Source organism: Microbacterium sp. AZCO (assembly GCF_039614715.1).
GTDB lineage: Bacteria > Actinomycetota > Actinomycetes > Actinomycetales > Microbacteriaceae > Microbacterium.
This window is the reverse complement of the sequence record NZ_CP154857.1, coordinates 164,469-184,246: the sequence shown is the minus strand read 5'-3', so window position 1 is coordinate 184,246 and position 19,778 is coordinate 164,469. Positions and strand designations below refer to the sequence as shown.

24 protein-coding genes are annotated in these 19,778 nt (G+C 69.0%); 16 read left to right on the top strand and 8 right to left on the bottom strand.

The genetic code is table 11. The features are described from left to right. The first annotated feature begins 99 nt into the window (after positions 1–99). The 5 genes from AAIB33_RS00895 to AAIB33_RS00875 all read left to right on the top strand — a co-directional run bounded on the left by AAIB33_RS00895 (position 100) and on the right by AAIB33_RS00875 (position 2,930). Positions 100–444, top strand: a complete 345-nt coding sequence (locus AAIB33_RS00895) for a DUF2750 domain-containing protein (RefSeq protein ID WP_345801688.1) — start codon at positions 100–102, stop codon at positions 442–444. Between the two features lie 437 nt (positions 445–881). Further along, on the top strand, positions 882–1,421 hold the full coding sequence (locus tag AAIB33_RS00890) for a hypothetical protein (RefSeq protein ID WP_345801687.1): 540 nt from the start codon (positions 882–884) through the stop codon (positions 1,419–1,421). Then, positions 1,418–1,951 (top strand): RNA polymerase sigma factor, encoded by a 534-nt coding sequence (locus AAIB33_RS00885; RefSeq protein WP_345801686.1) that lies wholly within the window; start codon positions 1,418–1,420, stop codon positions 1,949–1,951. The genes AAIB33_RS00890 and AAIB33_RS00885 overlap by 4 nt, the downstream gene beginning before the upstream one ends. Positions 1,952–2,072: 121 nt before the next feature. Further along, positions 2,073–2,585 carry a GNAT family N-acetyltransferase gene (locus AAIB33_RS00880; RefSeq protein ID WP_345801685.1) on the top strand — a complete coding sequence of 171 codons (513 nt, stop codon included), beginning with the start codon at positions 2,073–2,075 and terminating at the stop codon, positions 2,583–2,585. Between the two features lie 156 nt (positions 2,586–2,741). Next, a complete protein-coding gene (locus tag AAIB33_RS00875) occupies positions 2,742–2,930 on the top strand; it encodes a hypothetical protein (protein WP_345801684.1) in 189 nt (62 codons plus the stop codon). Positions 2,931–3,018: 88 nt separating this feature from the next. On the opposite strand, the gene AAIB33_RS00870 is transcribed toward AAIB33_RS00875, so the two are convergent. From AAIB33_RS00870 to AAIB33_RS00855, 4 genes are all read right to left on the bottom strand, one after another. Beyond that, a complete protein-coding gene (locus AAIB33_RS00870; RefSeq protein WP_345801683.1) occupies positions 3,019–3,741 on the bottom strand; it encodes a glycosyltransferase in 723 nt (240 codons plus the stop codon). After that, the gene (locus AAIB33_RS00865) at positions 3,738–5,117 is read right to left on the bottom strand and encodes a PIG-L family deacetylase (protein WP_345801682.1); all 1,380 of its coding nucleotides are present in this window, start codon (positions 5,115–5,117) and stop codon (positions 3,738–3,740) included. The genes AAIB33_RS00870 and AAIB33_RS00865 overlap by 4 nt, the downstream gene beginning before the upstream one ends. Beyond that, a complete protein-coding gene (locus tag AAIB33_RS00860) occupies positions 5,117–6,109 on the bottom strand; it encodes an acyl-CoA dehydrogenase (RefSeq protein WP_345801681.1) in 993 nt (330 codons plus the stop codon). The genes AAIB33_RS00865 and AAIB33_RS00860 overlap by 1 nt, the downstream gene beginning before the upstream one ends. A 245-nt stretch (positions 6,110–6,354) precedes the next feature. Then, positions 6,355–6,681, bottom strand: coding sequence for a hypothetical protein (locus AAIB33_RS00855; protein WP_345801680.1), 327 nt, complete (start codon positions 6,679–6,681; stop codon positions 6,355–6,357). A gap of 111 nt (positions 6,682–6,792) precedes the next feature. Between AAIB33_RS00855 and AAIB33_RS00850 the strand changes: the two genes are divergently transcribed. The 4 genes from AAIB33_RS00850 (at position 6,793) to AAIB33_RS00835 (ending at position 9,244) form a co-directional block, all read left to right on the top strand. After that, entirely contained in the window at positions 6,793–7,209 is a 417-nt protein-coding gene (locus AAIB33_RS00850; protein ID WP_345801679.1) for a hypothetical protein, read from the top strand. Between the two features lie 204 nt (positions 7,210–7,413). Then, complete coding sequence (locus AAIB33_RS00845) at positions 7,414–8,238, top strand: hypothetical protein (protein ID WP_345801678.1); 825 nt, start codon at positions 7,414–7,416, stop codon at positions 8,236–8,238. Positions 8,239–8,330: 92 nt separating this feature from the next. After that, positions 8,331–8,801, top strand: coding sequence for a GNAT family N-acetyltransferase (locus tag AAIB33_RS00840; protein ID WP_345801677.1), 471 nt, complete (start codon positions 8,331–8,333; stop codon positions 8,799–8,801). An 80-nt stretch (positions 8,802–8,881) separates the two neighbouring features. Then, complete coding sequence (locus AAIB33_RS00835) at positions 8,882–9,244, top strand: SdpI family protein (RefSeq protein ID WP_345801676.1); 363 nt, start codon at positions 8,882–8,884, stop codon at positions 9,242–9,244. A gap of 339 nt (positions 9,245–9,583) precedes the next feature. Here AAIB33_RS00835 and AAIB33_RS00830 read toward each other — a convergent pair whose 3' ends face one another. Beyond that, a complete protein-coding gene (locus AAIB33_RS00830; RefSeq protein WP_345801675.1) occupies positions 9,584–10,348 on the bottom strand; it encodes an SDR family oxidoreductase in 765 nt (254 codons plus the stop codon). Positions 10,349–10,458: 110 nt separating this feature from the next. Here AAIB33_RS00830 and AAIB33_RS00825 point away from each other — a divergent pair, with 110 nt between their 5' ends. The 6 genes from AAIB33_RS00825 to AAIB33_RS00800 all read left to right on the top strand — a co-directional run bounded on the left by AAIB33_RS00825 (position 10,459) and on the right by AAIB33_RS00800 (position 14,390). Continuing rightward, a complete protein-coding gene (locus AAIB33_RS00825) occupies positions 10,459–10,926 on the top strand; it encodes a GNAT family N-acetyltransferase (protein WP_345801674.1) in 468 nt (155 codons plus the stop codon). Positions 10,927–11,130: 204 nt separating this feature from the next. Next, the gene (locus tag AAIB33_RS00820; protein WP_345801673.1) at positions 11,131–11,586 is read left to right on the top strand and encodes a DUF1801 domain-containing protein; all 456 of its coding nucleotides are present in this window, start codon (positions 11,131–11,133) and stop codon (positions 11,584–11,586) included. A gap of 482 nt (positions 11,587–12,068) precedes the next feature. Next, a complete protein-coding gene (locus AAIB33_RS00815) occupies positions 12,069–12,332 on the top strand; it encodes a ribbon-helix-helix protein, CopG family (protein ID WP_345801672.1) in 264 nt (87 codons plus the stop codon). Continuing rightward, positions 12,329–12,568: a toxin gene (locus tag AAIB33_RS00810; RefSeq protein ID WP_345801671.1), complete on the top strand. Its 240-nt coding sequence runs from the start codon at positions 12,329–12,331 to the stop codon at positions 12,566–12,568. Before AAIB33_RS00815 ends, AAIB33_RS00810 begins: the two co-directional genes overlap by 4 nt. 87 nt (positions 12,569–12,655) lie before the next feature. Then, a complete protein-coding gene (locus AAIB33_RS00805; RefSeq protein WP_345801670.1) occupies positions 12,656–13,408 on the top strand; it encodes a class I SAM-dependent methyltransferase in 753 nt (250 codons plus the stop codon). Positions 13,409–13,574: 166 nt separating this feature from the next. Next, on the top strand, positions 13,575–14,390 hold the full coding sequence (locus AAIB33_RS00800; protein WP_345801669.1) for an MBL fold metallo-hydrolase: 816 nt from the start codon (positions 13,575–13,577) through the stop codon (positions 14,388–14,390). 563 nt (positions 14,391–14,953) lie between these two features. Here the strand turns inward: AAIB33_RS00800 and AAIB33_RS00795 are convergent. Continuing rightward, positions 14,954–15,754 carry a sulfite exporter TauE/SafE family protein gene (locus tag AAIB33_RS00795; RefSeq protein ID WP_345801668.1) on the bottom strand — a complete coding sequence of 267 codons (801 nt, stop codon included), beginning with the start codon at positions 15,752–15,754 and terminating at the stop codon, positions 14,954–14,956. Between the two features lie 77 nt (positions 15,755–15,831). On the opposite strand from AAIB33_RS00795, the gene AAIB33_RS00790 reads away from it, so the two are divergent. Continuing rightward, positions 15,832–17,253, top strand: a complete 1,422-nt coding sequence (locus AAIB33_RS00790; protein WP_345801667.1) for a GMC oxidoreductase — start codon at positions 15,832–15,834, stop codon at positions 17,251–17,253. A gap of 8 nt (positions 17,254–17,261) precedes the next feature. On the opposite strand, the gene AAIB33_RS00785 is transcribed toward AAIB33_RS00790, so the two are convergent. Together AAIB33_RS00785 and atzF are read right to left on the bottom strand one after the other, a co-directional pair. After that, the gene (locus AAIB33_RS00785) at positions 17,262–18,089 is read right to left on the bottom strand and encodes an N-acyl homoserine lactonase family protein (RefSeq protein ID WP_345801666.1); all 828 of its coding nucleotides are present in this window, start codon (positions 18,087–18,089) and stop codon (positions 17,262–17,264) included. Next, positions 18,086–19,771, bottom strand: coding sequence for an allophanate hydrolase (atzF, locus tag AAIB33_RS00780; protein WP_345801665.1), 1,686 nt, complete (start codon positions 19,769–19,771; stop codon positions 18,086–18,088). Before atzF ends, AAIB33_RS00785 begins: the two co-directional genes overlap by 4 nt. Positions 19,772–19,778 lie beyond the last annotated feature (7 nt).

Here is a 19,778-nt window from a genome sequence, read left to right as displayed (position 1 = left end):
GCCGCGATCCTCGTGTTTTCAGGGGTCGCGGGCGGCAGTGGCTGGTTGTGACATGGCTTTGCCCACGCTGGACCCGAACGCAGGCGCTAGCGTCGATCCATGAGCACAAGTTCGGCGCACGCCGATGCGTTCTTCCGCGAACTTGGCCTCGACGGCTCGGTCTGGACAATCGAGGACGATGAGGGCGTCCCGGCGCCGCGCGGGACGGATGGTGCGCGCGCCATGCCCTTCTGGTCGCGCGAGTCCCGCGCACGTCGGGTGATCGAGAACGTGCCGGCGTACGCCGGATTTCGCACCCGTGAGATTCCTCGCGCGGAGTTCGAGTTCCGCTGGCTTCCTGGCCTGTCGGCCGACGGCTTGCTGATCGGGCTCAACTGGGCGGGCGACCGGGCGACCGGCTTCGACTCGACGGTTGCAGACTTCACCGCTCGACTGAACGCATAACGACCCCGCACCGAGTCGTGCAACTGTTGGTGTACGTCGGTAGCTTGAAGATGGCTACTCGACGAAGGAGTTGACGATGCCAGAGGAGTCCGCAGGGCCCGTTGGCCCCTGGGGCAAGTTGGTTGCCCTCTTCCTCAGCGTCCCGCCAATCGCCGTGCTCGCCGCCGACGATGACGACGAAAGCGACGACCCACCCCAGTCCAGTCGCCCAACGTGACGCTACCGAGATGCGATCACTGCACCGTCCCCGTGCGGTGAACGACCCACCTGCGTCCTTCTTGAGCGCGACTGGAAGTCGGCCTTTGGGACAATCTCCGGCGGTTCGGACATGAACTGGATGAACGTGTCCGAGCGAAGGGCCTGAGATGAACGAGAGCGAACTCGAGAGCATGCTGCGGCGGTCGGCGCCGCCGGCCGGAGCGCCGCACAGACTGGGTGTGCACGTCGACCGGATCCTTGCCGAAGCGGCTCCCCTGCGTCGACGTCGGCGCGCGGTGAGGTGGTCGGCCGCGATCACCGTGACGGCGCTTCTGCTGGGCGGTGGTTCGGCAGCCATGGCCGGGTACGGCGTCCAGACACCCTGGGGCTGGTTGGCGGACACGCTCTCGTACACCGAGCGTGAGGACGGGTCCCTCTGCTACCAGGGTCTGCGAATCGAGACAGACGGGACCGTGCCCGACGATGCCCCGGAGGTGCTCGACGCGCAGGAGATCCTGCATTCCATCGATGTCAACGATCTTGACCCGGCCGAAGTCGACGCGGCCGTGGCCGACCTTCGGGTGCAGCTCGACGGCATGCGGACGATCGACACAGACCAGCTCGTCACGGAGGGGTGGAGCGAGGCCGACTGGCGGCTGAACGCCGTCTTCGACATCGTCAGCAAGCGGCTCTACGCCGAACTGGAGAACCACGGCTACTCGATGGAGGACGGCAGCCCCATCAGCCTCGCCGGGCAGATGCGGCCGTGCGCGCTGTGAGGCAGGAGCAGGCTGACACCGGGTTCAAGAACGCCGTGGAGGACAACAGGGCAGCACTGCTGGCCTACTTCCAACGGCGCCTCCTCAACCCCGACGACGCGGCCGAGGCCTTCGGTGAGCTGCTGCTCACGGCGTGGAGACTTCACCGGCGGATGCCTTCGGAACCGACGGAAGCCCGGATGTGGCTCTACGGTGTGGCGCACAACGTGTTGCGGAACTCACGTCGCACTCTCGCCCGCCGATCCGCGGCAGTGCAGCGCCTAGCGGACGATCTGCGATCGGCCGCCCCGGAGTCTGTCGACGACGTCGCGCTATCCGTTCGCGAGGCGATCGCGTCGCTGGCTGATGACGATGCCGAGTTGGTCAGGCTGATCTATTGGGACGGACTGGCCTCTCACGAGGCGGCCGCCGTGCTCCACATCAACCCGTCCACCGCGCGCACACGACTCGCTCGTGCCAAGCAGAAGCTCAAGAGCGCACTGAGCTACAGCGAATCCATCTGCGATGAGCACGCGTCATCCCTGACCTAAGCGCAGATCCAGGAACGACAGGCATCCGATCAGACGTTACCGACGTGGTCAGTGGGCTCAGCCGCGAGCGCGATCAACCACCCGTCTCAGGGCGCCTTCAGCGCGGTGAAAGGATGGGGCTGTGGAGACCGGACCGAGGGTGGATGTTCGTCGGGCGGACCTGACCGGCGTCGACGCGATCACGGTCGGTCGTCTCGTGAAGGCGTACCTCGTGCAGACCGAGCTCGAGAAGTCGCAACGGCTCGCCACTGGCATTCCCGACTCAGACTTGCCTCGGCGGTATGCCGAGGAAGTAGAGGATCCCGAGCGCGCATACGCGAATGCGCAAGTGCTTCTCGCCGAGCTCGACGGCACGAGCGTCGGAGTAGTGGTGGTGCAGCAAACGGGAAACGGCCTCGAGGTCAAACGGCTGTGGGTCGATCCACGCGTTCGCGGGCATCACGTGGGGTCCGCGCTACTCGATGCGGCATGCCGTGGACAGAGTAATCGCCCTATACGACTGACTGTCTGGGATTGGCGAGACGATGCCATCGGGCTTTACCTCAGCCGAGGATTCGTCGCTGTGCCCACGTGGGACGATCGTCCGCGCCTTGTTTGTATGGAGAAGCACAGTTCCCAAATGAACGTGATGTAATCACCCAGACCGGCTCGCGTGCTTCGCCGTGAACGCTCCGCCACCGGGGGTCGTACACCGGACTGTTCACGCAGTTCTTCGACCTGGTCAGTCGGAACGCGCTCGCCGGCACGCCGGTGCTGCTCGCGGCCGCGGCGGAAACGAGGTCCACTCGCCGTGATCGACCACGAGCCGCGGCCGCTGTTCGCCTTCTTCGGCGCGCTCCACCTGCCGCTCGGGGTTCACGCGCAGAAGGCCGACTACGACGATCGCGGGATCCCGAGAGGGGCGCGTCGTGAGCGGGTCGGTCGCGTTGTCGACGCGGCGATCGCTTCCGTCAGCCGAGAACCGGTGCAGCAGCGGTAGTGGGCCTGCGATCGCATTGCTCGCTCAGACGCCTTCGGTCCGCCGTCTCGGCATGGGCCGTGAGGAGTCGCAGACAGCCCGCTCGTCGTCAGTCGATGTGGGCTGCGCCGTGCGACAGATCGGCGGCCTGCAGCTTCAGGTAGCCGGCATAGCCGCCGGGGGTGCGCCCGGCGTGCCGGCCGGAGGTCAGCACCTCGGCGTGATCGCTTGCGACGATGACGGCGCCGTGGTTCCGGCAGCGTGCGACGAGGTCGACGTCTTCGTGCTCTCCAAGGGGCGCGAACCCGCCTGCGGCGAGATAGGCGCGTGCGCTCAGTGCGAGGTTGGCACCGTGGACGTGGCCGTTGGGCCGGCCACGGAAGTGAGTCCGCAGCCAAAGCGCGCGCTGCGCCGTTGACAGGTCGTCGAAGTCGGGTCGCACGGTGCCTACGCAGACGTCGGCGGTCCTCGAGATCCGCTGGAAGAGCGTGAGCCAGCCGGCCGGCACGCGGGAGTCGGCATCCGTGTTCGCGATCCAAATGCGATCGACAGGTGTGTCGGCGAGCGCGTCCAGGGCGTGGGAGACACCCGAAGCCCGCGCCGCCCCGACGCGCCCCGCGTCGGAGGTGAGCGTCGGGAACGCGAAGCGCCCTGCGATATCCGCCGACGAATCCGTGCACCGGTCGAGGACGATGCGAACCTCGCTGCGGATGCCGGCATCCGAGGCCACCTCGACCGCGATGGCGAGGGCGGACAGGGATGCCTCGAGCAGCAGTTCCTCGTTGCGGACAGGTACGACGATGACCATGACATCGGCGGGTCGTCGTTTCATACGAGCCCCTCTCTCTCGGCCACGGAGCGGACAGGGCCACGAGCGAACACGTCCAGGAGGAAGTCGTGCTCCACGTGCCGGCTGACCGCCTCCCACGTCGGCACCCCTTGAAGGGCTTCGTGCACGGCGTCGCCCGTCTGGGGATAGTCGGCGACCGGATGCCGCCAGTGACAGGCCACGAGGCATCCGTCGTCGGCAAGGGATGCCTCGATCAGCGTGATCGTCCGCTCGAGGTCGGATGGGGAGAGGTAGTAGCCGACCTCGGAGAGCACGATCGTGTCGAAGCGCCCGTCGGGCCAGTCGCCGGGGACGCTGCCCTGGCGGACCGACACGTTTCGGCGATGGGCGAGGCGGCGTCGCGCCGCAACCACGGCCGGGGTGGCGGCATCCATCGCGATCACTTCGTGCGCACGATCGGCGAGCTCCGCGGTGAGCAGACCCGTCGCGCAGCCGATCTCGAACACGCGACCGAGCTGCGCGGTGGGTAACGCTGCCATCAGCACGGCGCGCTTGCGCTGCTCGTACCAGCGTGTCTCGAAGCCCCAGGGATCGTCGCCGTTGCGGCGATAGAACTCGTCGAACCACTGCGCATCGAGGCTCTGGCGGGAAGGCCTGTCGGCGGGTGCGGTGACGAAGATCTCCCGATCGCGATCGAAGTGCTCCTGCATGCCGGCGTGCAGCAGCAGCTCGTCGCCCGGCTGCTCGGACAGGGGGGCGATCTGGGTGATGTGACAGGCGAGAGCCTCGCGTTTCGACTGGCGCTCTTCCGTCGTGAGCGCGAGTGCGACCATCCGGTCCCACGGCAGATCAACCGGCGTGGCCCAGTGCCAGCCCCATATCGGATATTCCAGCAACTTCAGGCGCCGCTCAGCGGCGACGCCCCTCGCGACCTCGGCGGCGATGCGATGATCGCGGTGCCGATCCCCCGCCCACGGCACAGCGACGAGCACTCTCCGCGGATCGATCTCGCCGTGGCGATCGAACAGTGCCACGAGGCTCTCACGGAGGCTCGCGGCAGCCCGATCGAGGCCACCGTCGGGGAGGCCGAGGAAGGCCACTTCTGCCTCAGGCGCGAGCATCGCGACCGCCTGACGCACCTCTTCGCGGCGTCGACGGGCGAGCGTCGTCCGGTCGTGGGAGGGTGAGTCGGGATGGGATGCCTCGCCATCCGTCGCAATCACCACCACGACTCTCGCACCCATTCGGGACGCGCGGTTCAGCAGACCGCCCGCGCCGAGGGTCTCGTCGTCGGGGTGTGCGGCGACCACGACGAGCAGGTCGAAGTCGAGGTCGAACGACGGCAGGCGGCGTCGCCCGAGCTCATCACGCCAGAGGGCCTCCGGCGTCCCCGAGTCGAGGTGACTGAACCCCGCCATCAGCCGCCGACCCCGCCCTGGACCGCGAGCCGGCCGAGACGCGCGGCGTCGCGTAGGCCATGATGCTGCCGCAGATAGAGGTGCAGGTCGGCCACGCGGCGGGCGTGCTCCGGGTTCGACACCAGCGGTCCCGGCCCGAGAGCAGCGTCGGACTCGGCCAGAGCCGTGGTGGCCGCATGCACGACCGCTGCGCGCACCCGTTCAGCCAGCAGCTTGGGATCCGTTCGGGTACCCGCGTCCACGAGGTCGGCTGCCTCGCGCAGCACCGCCCGCGCCGCCCAGAGCGCGGCATCCACCGTTCCCAGATGCACGAGAGCGACTTGGTCGGCACGCTCGGAGGAGGCCGCGACCTGGAGCGCATCGCGCAACCCGAGCGCACCGCCCCACCAGCATGCGGCGACCGACATACTTCCCCACGCGAACCCCGGTCGCGTCAGATACCAGCCGATCTCGCCGATCGGGACCGCGACAGCGCCGTCGAAGTCGACGGGAGCGCTGACGATGTCGGGCAGACCGCGCGCCAGCCAGGGCCCATCATGCGGGCGGACAGCCGGTGTGCGCAGAGCCACCGCGAACAGTCGCCGCTCCGCGCCGACGAATGCCGTCACGAGAGCATGCGAAAGATGCGACGCCAGCGAGCACCACGGCTTCGTCCCGCTGAGAGTCCACCCGGACGCGGTCTCGCGAGCGTCGACACGCAGACCCGGTCCCTCCGCGGCGAAAACGCCCCACGACGACGTGCGGTCGGCGCCGATCGTCGACAGCTGCCACGGATCGACCGCTGCGTGAAGGTCGGTGCCTGCCTGTTGCAGGATGCTCAGTGCGTCCAGGTGCGGTTCGAGGATGCGCGCAGCGGCGACGTCGCGGAGCGCGGTCGCGGCGAGCAGATCCCACAGTTCGCGCGTCCTGCCACGTCCGAGCGGCGGGGCGGTTCCGCCGACCGTCACACACCACTCGATGGTGGAGGGAAGGTCCCGGCCGAACTCGTTCATGCCGTACGCGTCGGAGAGCGCGAGAGCATTCGCTTCGCTGATCGCGGTGTCGGGAGCGATGAGCGACCGCCGCTCCGCCTCGTCGCGGGCGCGGATCAGCGACTCGCAGAGATTCGGGCGCGCGGGCGCCGCTCGGTCGAACTCACGGTCGTGCTCTCTTCTCGTCGCAGGAATGTCTCACCGGAGCGTACGTGAGCACGCCCCGCCGAAGCCGGGCTTGACAAGTGGCCGACCGGAGTCCGCAGTCAGGCCTGGAACAGTGGTGCGCCGACCAAGGTGAGCACGAGAACAGGGCAGACGACGGCGACGACGGCCCAGGACTGTCTGCCGCGTGAAAGCCAGACCGGCACGTCGAGAACGTGGACCAGCACGTTCTCCGCCGAGACCCATAGATCCAGCCCGCCATCTGGAACGCCCCCCCAGGACAGACCGAGGCCGCCGACCAATGAGGCGATCGACAGTGCAGCGCTGCGGGCGATCAGGTACCACGCGGTCGATCGGCTTTCGGCGTGCGGTTGAGCTGCGCGCAGCGCCTGCCGGGCCGCCCAGGACTCCGAACGCGTTGATCGCAACGCGCGCCACCGCGAGCGCGATCAACCACCCTCAACCGACACCAACGACCGATGAGAGCGGCCAACGAGCTCGGCCGCTTCACTGTCGGGGATTGGCGCTAGCGTCGATTCGTGATCGAGATTGCCCGAACCCGCCGCACGTCGAGCGCCTCGGCCTCATTGTTCTTCGAGCGCTGGTGCGCGATCGAGACACACCCCGAGTGGGCGCCGAGTATGGAGTACTTCAGGCTGTCAGAGCCCTTCGGCGTGGGCGCCCGCGGAGTCCTGAAAGCGGTCGGGGGTCAAGAGGCGCCGTTCCGCATCACAACGGTCGGGCCGGGCTTTGTCTACGCCGACACCACCGAACTCGATGGGGCGAAGTTGACCGTGCACCACGAAGCCGTCGAAGTGCTCGACGGCACCGAGGTCACACTGTCTGCATGGCTCGACGGGCCAGGCGAAGCGCAACTGGCACGGGGAATGTCTGCCGAGGTTCAGCACAGCCTGGAGCGCGACCTGGCCGCGCTCGCAGCACTGCTCGAGGGCTAGCGTCAGTCGGCGAGCCAGGCGATGGCGCCCGCGGACGCGAAGACGCGATCGAACGAGCGCTACTGGTGTTGAGCGCTCAGGAGACCGTCCCAGGTTGCCCGCTCGCGGACCGTCAGCTGAGCGCTGATCGGACGACTTCCGGCGCGGCAGGTCTTCGGCCGAACTACGCCGTCTTCTTGTCCACCTCTCGATTAGTGTTCGCTCATGACTGAGCGCTACTCGCTGAGCGATCGGCTGGCCCTGGCCGCCGTCGTCTCTCTTGTGGCCTTGCTCCCTCTGGCGGCATGTTCTGAGCCGCCGGTGGCCCCCACGGATGCGGATGCGCATGCGAGGGCCCGCGGAGCGGTGGCCGACATCTCCCGCGGCCTGTACCGGGGCGCTACGGACACCATCGAGGACTACGCCCGCTGGGCCGACACCGATACGAAGACCTCGAGCGTGGTGGAACTCATCGGCTTCGAGTCGTACCCCGATACCGTCCACGGTGAGCCCTTCGGGGCACTGCAGTTCCGCGCGACAGTACCGGCGATGTCCTCCGGCGATCGATACGTCGCGTGCTTCGAGTCGCAATTCGATTACTGGGGCGTCGCAACGGAGAAGTTCGGCGACTGGGACAACGACGCTGCAGTCGCACACGACGTCCAGTGCCCGCCTGACGCGGCGCGCATCCCGCCCCCGCTCGACACCCGCCCGGTGTACGTCGTGCCCGATGGTGCCGAAGCGCTCGTCGTCGAGGTACTCACGAACGCGTCTCCCACCGCATCCGCTGACGACATCGTCGCCCAGGTGGCCGCGCGGATGCCGCAACCGACTGGAGAGCGGGAGGTGGCGTTCGAACCCCACGCGGTGATGGCCGGCGGCGACATCGGCTTCGCGATGGGTGACGCGCACGACTGCTTGCTCGTCAAGCGAAGCGACGACGGCGTTCAGATGTTGTCCGTCCCCCGCGTCCTGCTCCAGCCTGGCGAACTCGGCTGCTCGCCCGACACCGCGCTGCGGCCTCTCGAGCAACTGCAATCGCCGCACTGACCCCACAACGGTCGGTCTCCAACTGAGAACAGCTCGTCACCGCCCACTGGGGGACCATCGTCCGACATCCGAGCGGTCGTAATCTGAGTCGGGTGGATATCTCCTTGCGGCCGAGCACTCCCGAGGACATCGATTGGCTCGTCGAGCTGCGCTCTCGGGTGCTTCGTGCAGATCTGGAACGTCTCGGGCGATATGACGAAATCCGCGTGCGCGAGCGGATGCGGCAGAGCTTCCGTCCCGAATGGACGCGGGTCATCTCAGTGTCCGGCGCTGACGTGGGTTGCATCACGACGCGCCCGGACGGGCCCGTTCGCTGGATCGAGCACTTCTATATCGAACCCGAGCTGCAGGGTCGAGGCGTCGGCGGTGCGGTGCTCGGCAAGGTGATCGGTGAAGCCTTTAGTGGCGACACACGCCTCAATGTCCTGCAGGGAAGCGCTGCCCGCCGGCTCTACGAGCGTCATGGCTTCGTCACCGGCTCGGAGGACGACGTCGATGTCTACATGACTCACCAGTCGGCTGCCCCGACCCGCGAGCGCGGCGCGAGCTTCGCAGCGAACTGAGGGACCCGTGAAGCGGCCTGTTGGCCACGAAGTGACGGTCCCTCGGCTCAGTTCATCGACGGCGGGTTAGCTTCGAAGCTATGGAGAACGAGTGGATCGCCAGGATCGCCTTGTTCGTCGTGATGGTGGGTGCTGGCAGTCTGCTGATCTGGATCGCGAATGCGGCAGCGTCCGGGCGTCTCCGGCGAAATCAGGTCGCCGGCATAAGGATCCCGAGCACCATGGCCAGTGACGAAGCCTGGTTGGCCGCGCATGTGCGTGCGCGCCGCGCGACCGTCTACGCAGGGGTCGTCAGCGTGCTTGGTGGGTCGTTCGCCCTGGTTCCCGTTCCGATGCCAGCGGTGATCATCGGTGTGCTTGTCGCCGCTGTCGGCATGCTCGGACTCGTCTTGTTTGCGGCGCGTGTTGGTGGTGCGGCCGCGCGGGCCACCTCCGAGTTCTGAAGCACGCATGGTTCATGACCGTGAGGGACGGATTCACGCGCTGGCGGGGACTGTCCAGATCGCGTTCGTGACCGGGGATGGCCGGCACGACTAGTGAGCTCATAGCCCCAGCGCTAGCCTCGCGAGCGTTTCCATCCAGCAGTCACGCCAGGACGCCCGCTGAGCGACGACCCCTTTGCGCGCGGTGCGCCGCGGAAGAGGCACGTCGCGTCCGCGTTCGGACGCTATCGCTTCGGATTCGCATACGTGTATCGCACGCGCCTGGGGCCGTCACGGGCGCACGTTCCGCGTCGGTGGTCTCGCTTGGAGGTAGGCGTTGTGGAGTCCGAGCCTGCGGGCTCAGCTGCCTCCGGCGACTCGGAGGTCGGCGCCGGAGGTGAAGGCGGCGCCCGGGCCGAAGAAGTAGGCGACGGCGTCGGCGATCTCGTGGGGATGCGCAGCGCGGCGCAACGGGATGCCCGGGGCACGCTCTTCGGGAGCGTTCGGGCGCCCACCATCGGCGTGGATGGTCGTATAGGTGGTCCCGGGTGAGACCGTGTTCACGCGCACGCCCTGCGGGCCGAACTCTTTGGACAAGCCGATGGTCATCGCGTTGATCGCCGCCTTACTCATCGCATACGGCACGTAGGTATTCGGAGCGCCGCTGGTCGCAGCACCCGAGGAGATGTTGACGATCGTGCCGCCCTCGCCGCCCCTGTCCCACGACATCACCTCGAGCGCGGCGCGGGTGATGGCGATGGGAGCGAGGACGTTGATGCGCAGCATCCGCTCCACTTCGGCGAGGTCGATGTCGATGTAGTCGCCGATCCGCATGGTGACGCCGGCATTGTTGACGAGGCCGGTCAGTCGGTCGTACTCGGCGAGTGTTGCCGGGACCACGCCAGCGGCGTCGTCGAGGTCCGCGAGATCTGCCTGGATGAGCAGGACCCGGGCCCCCAGGGCGCGGCACGCTGCGGCGACGGCCGCGGCCTCGTCGGCGGCGACCCTGTAGGTCAGCGCGAGATCATGGCCGTCAGCGGCGAGTCGTTCTGCGATGGCTGCCCCGATACCGCGGCTGCCGCCAGTGACGATCGTGACGGGTCGGGATCCGGTCGAGTGCACCATTCGGCCAGCCTATGTTTCGCCGATGTCAGACCAGGATTGCAATGCGCGCGCTCTCCTTCGGGTGTCGCGACTCCTGCTCCCGCAGCGTTCGTCGGCGCTACCGTCGTGGGATGAGTGCGACCTTTCGCGAAGCGGATCTCAGCGACATCCCGGTGCTCGCCCGAATGCGGAGCGCCTCTACCTCGGAGGGCGGGAGTCCACTCTTGGTTGGGCAGGCAGACTATGAGCGTCGGCTCGGAGATTGGCTCGCGGAGAACCGTCGAACCCATCGAGCCTTCATCGCGGTGTCTGAAGCGGACGGGAATGCGATCGGCATGACGTGGCTCGCCGTGCAGGAGCGCGTGCCCACACCCGGCGTGGATGGCGTTCGAACGTCCGCGGACATCCAAAGCGTCTACGTCGATCCTGAGTTCCGGGGTCAGGGGATCGGACGAAAGCTGGTGGAGTACGTGATGAGGGTCGCCGCCGCCGAGGGGGTGGAGCACGTCACCGTGCATTCACGCGCGCGCGCCGTACCCATGTACAAGCGTGCCGGCTTCGAGCAATCCACCGACCTCCTGTGGTGGCAGCCCAGATAGGCCCCGCTACACCGCGACGAAAACAACCGCGGCGCAAACCAGCAGGGTCGGGAGAGCGACCCTTCGAGCGCCGCTCGGGTACGGACCGACCGTCGGGCGGGGACCGTCCGCTCGACGGAGCGCCGACGCCCGTACCCGAGGGAGCGCCGCTTGATCTAAACCCAACCGGGACGGAACACCGCGCAGTGTTGGTACTCTCGGCCGATGGCGAAGCCCTCGGTCATGCGGCCGACGTCCGCTGATGTGGATGCCTTTCTCGATTCCATTCCGGATGCGACGCGGCGCTCCGATGCCAAGACGCTGTGCGAGATGTTCGGGCAGCTCACCGGCGAGGTGCCGGTGATGTGGGGTCCAAGCATCGTCGGATTCGGCACGCTGCACTACCGCTACGAGAGTGGTCGTGAGGGGATGCTTCCGCTCGCTGGTTTCGCGCCCCGGGCAGCCAATCTCGTCGTCAACCTCATGAACGGGTTCGAGGTGCGCGACGGCGATCTTCTCGCCAAGCTCGGTGTCTACAGAACGGGCGTGAGCAAGCTGTACATCAAGAAGTTGGCCGACGTTGATCTGCCCACCCTGCACGAACTCGTCGGACGGTCGGTTCTCGTCTCCCGTGATGCCGAGCGGGCCTCTCACCTCCTGCGGGTCAAGCAGCACCCCTAGCAAGGAGAGTCACCTTGCTCCGTGATGAGCGCGCCCGTCTGTGCGCGCTGTGGCGTATCCGGATGGCGGGTTGGGAATCCTGGCCGGGGCGTTAGCCGCTGGAGGACGTGGGCCTCGCATGGACGCGAGGTACATCTCGCGGCGGTGCAGGAGCAACGCGGTAGACCGTGGCGCGCGACACTCCGAACAGTTCGGCGATCTCGGTCTGGCTGTATTCGCCTCGGTCGTGGATCTCGAAGAGAAGCTTGCGTTGCGCCTTGGTGCGCGTCTTTGACACCCAAACGCAAAGGAGCGTCTCGCTGGGCGGTGAGGTCTTGATCAGTGGTTGAGACTCTGGCACAGCCAATCTGTGTTCCATTCATTCGTTCATCGTCCCCAACGATGTGAGCCACCCAGGGGCCGTTGTCCGAGTGCTCCGCCGCGGACCGGGCTCGAACACCGGGGACGCAGAGGATTCCAGAATTTCGTATTACGATCACGCCATGAGCGATGGGGAAACGATCGGCGGAGTACCGGTCACCGAGCAACAGCTCGCAGCATGGGCTGCCGAGGCTGAAGTCGGGTACGACATTGACGTCCTCAAGCGTCGCGGACGGGGTAGACCTGGTCGCGGCGCGGAACCCGCTCAAGTTGTCGCACTCAGGCTGACGTCCGAGGAATTGGCCGCGCTCGATGCTCGCGCCGCGCGTGAGCACAAATCCCGATCGGAACTCATCCGCGAAGCGATCGCGGCCTACGCCGCGTGAAGGTCCATGAATCAGCCCTCAAGCACGGCATTCTCCCCGAGGACGTCATCCAGGCTGCTTCCTGGCCGCTCTGGATCGAGGATTTGGACGACGCCTCACCTGCACGTCAGCTTCGACTCGGCTTCGACCAGCAGGGTCGACTGCCTGAGACAGTCGTGCTGGTCTTCGACAGCGGCAACGAGCTCGTGATCCACGCAATGAGGGCGCGACCACAGATGCTCGACCTCTTGCCCTAGCTGAGGCCCGTAACCGCACGCTGCGAGACTGGCAATCGCGTCTCATGCGGCGGCGGTCGCGGGGCGGCGCTGCAGTACAGTCGCCAGATGGTGGACCCGATGCACTTCGATGCGCGGGCGGAGATCTACGAGCGGGCCAGGCCACCGTACCCGGAGGCGCTGTGGTGGCGACTGCGCGCCCTCGGCCTGCTTGGCCCCGGTGTCCGGATCGTCGAATTGGGCGCCGGCAGCGGACAAGCGACAGTATCGATGGTGGAAGCCGGCGCCGAGGTCACCGCGGTCGAGCCCGGTCCCGCCCTGGCAGCGCGACTTCGTGCTCGTCTCCCGCACGTGCGGGTGCTGGGTGAAACCGCTGAAGCGGTAGCCCTCCCCGAGGCGACGTTCGACGGAGCAGTGGCCGCGACCGCCGTGCATTGGCTGGATCTTGACGTCGTCTTGCCCAAGCTGCATCGCACGCTGGTTCCCGGCGGAAGATTCGCCGTGTGGCGGACCGTGTTCGGTGATCCGACAGTTCGGACGGCGTTCCGCGATAAGGTCGAACGCATCGTCGCGCGTCGCCGAGATCCGCCTCGACGCACCGGACCGAACGAGCTCGACACGGCCGCCTGGGCTCGCCGCCTCAGCGACGGGGACCTCTTCGCCGAAGAATTCACCGAGCTGTACCGCTGGTCGGTGACCCTCTCCTCCGATCAGATCAGGGATCTCTTCCTCACCTTCAGCGAATGGTCCGCCGCCGAGGCCGAGGCCGCCGCACAGGCGGTGGACGAGCTCGGCGGACACGTGACCGAGCACTACCTCAGCTGGTTGATCCTGATGAAGCGGGTGGATTCCTCCGCCTGACAGATCTTCGCTTCACCGCCGCCGTCGATGACGCGAACTTCCGCAGCGCGACCTGCTTGCGCCCGGAACGGCAGCTCCGACATGCTCCTTGGATGCCGCATGTGGATCGGTGCGAGGGAACGGCGGGTGACGCGGGCGTGGCCGCTGTTCTGAAGCAGGCGCCCGGATGCTGACTCGGATCGTCGAGGGGGTTCATGTTCGGACCAGTCGATGCCTCGACACCAACTCGGTCGTCGTGGATGACGGGGCGGCTGCCCTGGTCATCGACCCGGGCTTGACCAATGCGGAACTGATCGATCTTGGGGTGAGTGTGCGCGCGCGGGGCATGGCGGTTGTTGCCGGGTTCGCGACGCATCCGGATTGGGACCATGCACTCTGGCATCCGAGCCTCGGCGACGTACCGCGCTACAGCACCGCGCGCGCCGCTGCGTTCGTTGACCGCCTGCGAGACGACTCCGACTGGCAGGCACACCTCGCAGAGGGGCTGCCGCCTGAGATCGCGGACGATGTGCCGCTGGACCTGTTCGGCGTATTGATCGGCCTTCCGCCAGACGCGCGCACAGTGCCGTGGCCAGGTCCGGTCGCTCACGTCCTGGAGCACCGCGCCCACGCGCAGGGTCATGCCGCGCTGCTCATCCAGGAGCGTCGCGTGCTGATCGCGGGAGACATGCTGTCCGATGTCCTCGTGCCCATGCCGGACTTCCACGGCGACCGACCCGACCCGCTGCAGGACTACCTCGACGGGCTGGAGCTGCTAGAGCAGACCGCACCTGACGTCGACTTCGTGGTGCCCGGGCACGGCACCGTCGGCGACGCCCGCGAACTCCGAGCCCGGATCGCCGCGGATCGCGCGTACATCGAGGCCCTGCGTGACGGGCGCCTGATCTCCGATTCCCGCGTCACGGCACCCAAGCCGGGCTTGGAATGGGTCGCGGATATCCACGAGGGCAATATCGAACGCGCCGCCCAGCAGCACAGGTGAGACCCGCGGTCGACCTGGGGTCGGCCGCCGCGCGGTGGCGAACCCGCTCATATCGTTGAAATCGCCCCTCCTCATGCGCCTTTGCCGGCGGGTCCGAGTCGACAACGACGCAGCTCCCACGTTCCATTGCACGATGTTCATCGCCACAGCGATCAGACGCACCGTGCCGACCTGGTCTGGCGCGAAGCGATTCACGGCTACCGCCGGTGTCAAAAGGCAACCGTGCTCGGTACCGGCGCCGAGGGTGGGAGTGAGCCGCAACCGAGGTGCTGACGTGGTGAAGGCGCTGGACCGCGTTGTCCCTTCTTACGGAAACACTGCAGGGTCATCCCGTCTCGGGCGAAGAGGAATGCGCTGGCGCTGTTCGGCGGCAGGCGGCTCACGGAAGGCGTGTCGCTGCGCGTCGCGGCCGGCCCCAGCGGGGTGTCGAGACGAGACCGATCGAGCGCGGCGGCGGCCTGGTGCGAGGGGTCGTGTCGTCACCCGTGCGCACCCACCGACGGCGGACCGCCGCGCCGGGATGCCTGGGATCGCGCTAACCGGCGAGGCGCCCGCGGCTGGGGTCAGCCGGCGCGGCGCCCGCGGATCGCCTTGAGCGCCATCTGCACGGCGATGAAGGCGAGGAACACGGCGAACAGGACGTTGCCGACGAACGGATCGACCATCGTCGCAATCCACGCCCCGAGGGCTGTCGTCGTGCACGCCGCGATGCCGATGATCGCTGCGGTCCCGAGGTCGACGTTGCCGCGTCGCGCGTTTCCGACCGTGCCCGAGATGGCGGCGGGGATCATCATGAGCAGTGAGGTGCCCTTGGCGACGAGGTCGCTCGTGCCGAAGCCGAGCATGAGCACCGGCACGACGATGATGCCTCCGCCGACGCCGATGAGCCCCGAGACGACCCCGGTGCCGACGCCGAGCAGCACGAGCGCCGCCCCCGTGAGCCATGTGAGCTCGAGTTGGGCGTCGCGCGACGGGATGACGAGGAACAGCGACACGATGACGGCCACGAGGAAGGCGACGAACGCCCAGCGCAGCACCGTCTGGGAGACCCGCGGCAGCAGCCAGGTGCCGACCTGGGCCCCGACGACGGCGCCCGCGGCAAGCAGCAGAGCCGGGATCCACGCGACCGACCCGTGCAGCGCGTAGGACACGACGCCGACGGCCGCGGTCGGGATGATCGCGGCGAGCGACGTGCTGGCCGCGAGGCGCTGGTCGAAGCGGAGCAGCAGCACGAGGAGCGGCACGACGACAGTGCCGCCGCCGACCCCGAAGAGGCCCGACAGGAGTCCCGCGAGCAGCCCGATCCCGACGCAGAGCAGGACGGAGCGGGGCGTGCGAACGATGCCGGTGCGCGCAGAGGTCATGGGTGGTCCGATCTCGATGTGGATCCAATTCCACTAATCTAGGATACGAACCTGGAAACACGAACCGGGAGGATCTCATGGCGGATGTCGTGATCGTCGGTCTCGGCCCGGCCGGGATCGTCGCCGCCCGGGTGCTGGCGGATGCGGGCTACACCGTCACGGCGGTGCAGCCGAAGCCCGCTCCCGGCGAGCGCGCGCCGATGGCGGCGCCCGCGCCGACCCTGCGCACCCACGCCGACCAGCGCGCCGTGCCGCAGCGCACTCCTCCGGCTGGACGCGACGGCGTCGGCGGCTCGAAGCTCCTCGCCGCCCCGCAGGCGTATCGGCTCGACGACTGGTCGTTCCGGGCGCGGACGGCGACGCTCGCCCGCGGCGGCGTGATCCCGCAGGGCGTCGACCTCGTCGACTGGCCCATCGGGCCCGACGACCTCGCGCCCTGGTACGACCTCATCGAGTCGGCGACAGGCGTCGCACCGCGTCCGCCCACGTCATGGACGGACCGCATGACGATCGCCGCCGGCGCGCTGGGCTGGCGCCCCCGGGCGGCTCCGGCGGCCGCCGCGAAGGATTCGTCGTTCCTCCTGCGCGGGCGCGACATCGAGGTCGTGGATGCCACGGCGACGGCGCTCGTGCAGGGATCCACGGGGGCGATCGCCGGCGTCGAAATCGTCGACGCCGACGGGTCCGCGCGCACGATCGCCTGCGGCGCCGCCGTGGTCGCGGCATCCGTCATCCCGACCGTCCGGCTGCTGCTGCTGTCGGGGCTCACGGCCGGGGGCCGCGTCGGACGGTGGTTCATGGCGCACAACGCCTTCGTCGTTCACGGCGACTTCCCCGGGATCGACCTGGGGCGCCGCAGCGCAGGACCGGCGTCCGCCGTGGCGGTCGCCGAGTTCGAGGGCGAAGGGATGGGCGCGCGCCACGGTGTGGTGGGCGGATCGATCCTGCAGGCGGCGATGACGGGACCATGGAGCGACGACCGGCTGCGCGACGTCGCCGAGGGCCTTCGTCCCGAGATCACGCGCGGACGGGATGCCGCGGCCTGGGTCCGCACGCACCACTCGTCGATCGGCACCGTCTGGGCCCAGCCCGACCAGCTCCCGCGCGCAGGCAACGCGATCGACCTCGACCTCTCGCATCGCGACGCGACGGGCCGCCCCGTCGCGCGCCTCACCTTCGCCCTCGCCGACGACGACGTGCGGCGCGCCGACGTACTGGCCGGGCATGCCGCGGAGTGGTTGCTCGCCGCAGGCGCGCGGGGAACGTGGCGCCCGCCGTTGCGCCCACAGCCCCTGGGAACGCATCTGTACGGCGGCGCGCGCATGGGCCGCGACCCGGCGACGTCGGTCGTGGACGGCTTCGGGCGCTTCCACGGTGTGCCCGGCCTCGTCGTCGTGGGGTCGTCGACGTTCCCGACGACGGGCGGCCGCGGGCCCGTCGAGACGATCGAGGCGCTGTCGTGGCGCGCGGCGTCGCACCTGGCCGACGCCCTGCGCTGAGTCTGGGGTCAGCGACCCTCGACGATCTCGCGCCACGGCGCCCACTCGGGGTCGTGCGACGGCCACACGTCGGTCAGCGCCTGCGCGTCGAGGTCGGCGAGACGCTCGATCGCGCGCACGGCGAGTTCCTCGTGACCGGGATCGGCCGTCGAGCCCGTGGGGACCCGCCGCTCGATGTTCTTCCGCAGGTCGGCGGCGTCTCCGGCGAGCACGACGGTGCGCCCCGGGAGGCCGACCGCGAATGACTGGTGGCCGGGAGTGTGGCCCGCCGTGTCGAGGGCCCGCAGCCCCGCCGCGAGCTCCACATCGCCGTCGAGGAGCGCGATCGTGAGGTCGGGGTGCTCGAAGTCGTCGCGGAAGAGGAACGCGTCGCGCTCGGACGGCGCCGTGCGGACGTGGTCCCATTCGCGGCGCTGCATCAGGAGGGGCTGGTGAGGGCGCAGCAGCCGCGCGGCGCCCGTGTGGTCGAAGTGCGCGTGCGAGAGCAGGGCGCCGGCCAGGGCGTCCCATTCCAGCCCCGCGTCGGCGATCTGGTCGACGAGCGGGTCGCCCGGGGGCACGATCGGAAGGTAGTTCTCGTACGTGAAGGCCGCCGCCCGCCGCACGGGGTCGCGGAGGCGTGCCGGGTCGAACCCGCCGTCGATGAGCACCCAGCCGCGTTCGAACTCGACCGCCGCGGCGGTCACCGGCTCGAGCAGGTGGCGGAAGCGACTGCCGCCGCGCAGCGAGATCGCTTCGCTGATCGGCTCGAATCCGAGAACGAGCGGCACGAGCCGCACAGGCCGTCCCGCGAGCGCGAGGGGCGCGGCATCCGCCCACGAGACGACGGTCGTCATGCCAGCGACTCGCGAAAGGCGCGCCATCCGCCGTGTGCCGTGATGTCGTCGGCACCCTCGAGGGCCAGCGCCTCGCACAGGAAGCCGGCGACCGTCCGTCCGTCCTCGAGCACGACGGCGCCGATGCCCATGGGCTGGGGCAGGGCCGCGACGAAGCGAGCGAACCCCGCCGCCGGAAGGCGCCACACTTCGCCGGCGATGGGCGCTCCACCGGCCGAGGAGCGCGCGAGCCCGGGCTTGGGCGGCGTCGTCGCGAGAGCATACAGGCGATAGTCGGCGGAGGTGCGCACGTCGTCGACGAACGTGCCGCCCGCCTCGACGAGCTGGACGTTGAGAGGCTGGCCGCGCAGGTGGGCACCGACCACGAGCACGTCGATCGCGGGGGCGACGATGCGCTCGGCGAGCTGCGCCAGCGTGCGGTCGGCGAAGGTCGCACCCGTGAGCATCACGCCGAACGGCAGCCCGCCGACGAAGCCCGCGGGCACCGCGAGGGCTGAGAGGTCGAGCAGGTTCGCGAAGTTCGTGTAGCGCCCCATGCGGCTGTTGGCGCCGACGGGGTCGGCCGCGACCTCGGCGATCGTCGGATGCCACGTCGTCGTCGGGGTGAGGAGTGCGACGGCACCGCCGAGCCGGTCGCGCCCCTCAAGACCCAGCCGTTCGAGCCGCTCGCGATCGCGGAAGTAGTCCGTGGCGCGCGCGTCGGAACCCGCGAGCACGATGCCCGCAACCGTCTCATCGAGGTCGGTGCCGATGAGGTCGCGGTGCGCGCCGATGAAGTCGCCCACGGCAGCTGTGCGCTCGGCGACGAACGCGCCGCCGTAGAGGAGCGACGCCGCCTCGAGGAGCGGCGCGATGTCGACCTCGACGATGTCGACGCCCTCATCCGCGAGCCGTGCGACGACGCCCCGGAAGGCATCCGCCCACCCCTCGGCGAGACCCTCGAGGTGCTCGGGCGTCGGCACGGCGACAACTGGCCGCGCATCCAGCGGCGGCGCAGGGGCGTCGGCGCGGGAGAGGGGGTCGACGCCGTCGGGCCCCGCCATGATCTCGGCGGCACTGCGGGCGGTGACGAGGTCGCGCGCGAAGACCGTGACGCAGTCGAGGGTGCGGCACGCGGGCACGACGCCCGTCGTCGGGATGAGCCCGATCGTGGGCTTGACGCCGACGATCCCGTTGAGCGCCGCCGGCACGCGCCCGGAGCCCGCCGTGTCCGTGCCGAGCGCCAGGTCGACGACTCCCAGGGCGACCGCGACGGCCGAGCCCGAGCTCGAGCCGCCGGAGATGCGCTCGGGATCCCACGCGTTGCGGACGGCGCCGAACGGGCTCCGGGTGCCGACGAGGCCCGTCGCGAACTGGTCGAGGTTGGTCTTGCCGATGACGATGGCGCCCGCCGCGCGCAGGCGCGCGACGGCGGGCGCGTCGGCCTGGGGCTCGTACGCGAACGCGCGGCTCCCCGCGGTCGTGGGAAGCCCCGCGACGTCGATGTTGTCCTTGACGGCGACGACCAGCCCCGCGAGCGCAAGCGGTTCGCCCGCTGCGACCCGACTCTCGACGACGGCGGCCTCCGTCGCGGCATCCCTCTCCTCGCGCAGCGAGATCCACACTTCGGGGCGGTCCACCTCGGCGATGCGCGCGTACGCGCTCCGCACGCGCTCGACGGCGCTCCGTGTTCTGCCTGGCATCGGGTCA

Coding starts and splice junctions, on each gene's coding strand:
- AAIB33_RS00895 (WP_345801688.1), top strand. CDS start 100: ATGAGCACAAGTTCGGCGCACGCCGATGCGTTCTTCCGCGAACTTGGC.
- AAIB33_RS00870 (WP_345801683.1), bottom strand. CDS start 3,741: ATGAAACGACGACCCGCCGATGTCATGGTCATCGTCGTACCTGTCCGC.
- AAIB33_RS00865 (WP_345801682.1), bottom strand. CDS start 5,117: ATGGCGGGGTTCAGTCACCTCGACTCGGGGACGCCGGAGGCCCTCTGG.
- AAIB33_RS00860 (WP_345801681.1), bottom strand. CDS start 6,109: ATGAACGAGTTCGGCCGGGACCTTCCCTCCACCATCGAGTGGTGTGTG.
- AAIB33_RS00845 (WP_345801678.1), top strand. CDS start 7,414: ATGACTGAGCGCTACTCGCTGAGCGATCGGCTGGCCCTGGCCGCCGTC.
- AAIB33_RS00835 (WP_345801676.1), top strand. CDS start 8,882: ATGGAGAACGAGTGGATCGCCAGGATCGCCTTGTTCGTCGTGATGGTG.
- AAIB33_RS00830 (WP_345801675.1), bottom strand. CDS start 10,348: ATGGTGCACTCGACCGGATCCCGACCCGTCACGATCGTCACTGGCGGC.
- AAIB33_RS00825 (WP_345801674.1), top strand. CDS start 10,459: ATGAGTGCGACCTTTCGCGAAGCGGATCTCAGCGACATCCCGGTGCTC.
- AAIB33_RS00820 (WP_345801673.1), top strand. CDS start 11,131: ATGGCGAAGCCCTCGGTCATGCGGCCGACGTCCGCTGATGTGGATGCC.
- AAIB33_RS00815 (WP_345801672.1), top strand. CDS start 12,069: ATGAGCGATGGGGAAACGATCGGCGGAGTACCGGTCACCGAGCAACAG.
- AAIB33_RS00805 (WP_345801670.1), top strand. CDS start 12,656: ATGGTGGACCCGATGCACTTCGATGCGCGGGCGGAGATCTACGAGCGG.
- AAIB33_RS00800 (WP_345801669.1), top strand. CDS start 13,575: ATGCTGACTCGGATCGTCGAGGGGGTTCATGTTCGGACCAGTCGATGC.
- AAIB33_RS00795 (WP_345801668.1), bottom strand. CDS start 15,754: ATGACCTCTGCGCGCACCGGCATCGTTCGCACGCCCCGCTCCGTCCTG.
- AAIB33_RS00790 (WP_345801667.1), top strand. CDS start 15,832: ATGGCGGATGTCGTGATCGTCGGTCTCGGCCCGGCCGGGATCGTCGCC.
- AAIB33_RS00785 (WP_345801666.1), bottom strand. CDS start 18,089: ATGACGACCGTCGTCTCGTGGGCGGATGCCGCGCCCCTCGCGCTCGCG.
- atzF (WP_345801665.1), bottom strand. CDS start 19,771: ATGCCAGGCAGAACACGGAGCGCCGTCGAGCGCGTGCGGAGCGCGTAC.